Below are 1,079 nucleotides of genomic sequence, written 5' to 3' on the forward strand. Positions count from 1 at the left end.
GTTTTAGGGATCAATAGTTTAAGCGAGTGGGAAAATGGAGAATTTTATATAGGTGGTTTTGGCAGTTATGACCGCGCACGCATTGCGCATGCACGGGGTGGTATAAGCGGTATCAATACTTATGGCATTGGTGCTTATATCACTTATTTGGATCATAGTGGATGGTATCTCGATGGTATTTTAAAATACAATCATTATCAAAATACTCTAAAGGCAGTTTCAACGAACGGTTTAGGGATTGAAGGAAGTTATAGGCAATGGGCGGTGGGCACCTCCTTTGAAGCAGGTTATCGACTTAAGACGTCAAAGAGCAGTTGGTTGCAGCCTTATGGACAATTTACATGGCTGCAAGTTGAGGGTAAAGAAATCAAGTTATCGAATGACATGATAGGTGATATGCGTCCATTCACTTCATTACGCAGTGAGGTTGGTGTGTCTTTAGGATATGAATTTGGTTCTCGCATGGATTCCTCATCACTTGCGTATATTACAGCAGCATGGTTGCGTGAGAATAAAGATGCCAACCATACATTGATTAATCAACGGCATTCATTTACCACTGACTTATCGGGGAATGCAGGTAAGTTAGGAGTAGGTTTGAGCAGTTTAGTGAGTGAGAAGTTAAAGTTATATGGTGAGGCACATTATATTAAAGGACGTAAAACAAAACAGTCCCTTCAGGGTATTTTAGGTGTACGCTATAGTTTCTAATTATATGGTTATTTTGTAATTGATCTCAATGTGTGTAGAAGGATTTCCAAACCTAGATCGAGGTGTCTAGGTTCGTCCTCTTGAAAGAAGAAGGCTTTCAAAAGGTATATATTTTGCATGTTAGGCTTTTCTTATGATTCTTTATTGCTTCAATGATAATTTGATGAGAGGCATTTAAGATTATGCAAGAAGGTTCAATATTTATTGAGAGTCGGTAGCGCATCTTTATGATGGGATAAGCAATTACAGGTATTTCTATTAAAGTTTTCTTTATAATTCATTCTATATTTTTGAGAATTTGTGTAGATTTTTGCAGAGTCACTTGGCAAAGGGCTTCTTGCTCGCTATAGAAATGGCGAGAGAATATT

At 37.8% G+C, this 1,079-nt stretch carries 1 protein-coding gene; it reads left to right on the forward strand.

Going from position 1 to position 1,079, the window contains the following annotated elements; translation table 11 throughout:
- Positions 1-711, forward strand: a 711-nt coding sequence (locus ACFIKE_RS11180) for an autotransporter outer membrane beta-barrel domain-containing protein (RefSeq protein ID WP_375650008.1), incomplete at its 5' end; no start/stop codon positions are given.
- Positions 712-1,079: the final 368 nt, after the last annotated feature.

Origin of the sequence: Bartonella sp. MU70NMGDW (assembly GCF_042194085.1) — a bacterium.
Taxonomy (GTDB): domain Bacteria; phylum Pseudomonadota; class Alphaproteobacteria; order Rhizobiales; family Rhizobiaceae; genus Bartonella; species Bartonella grahamii.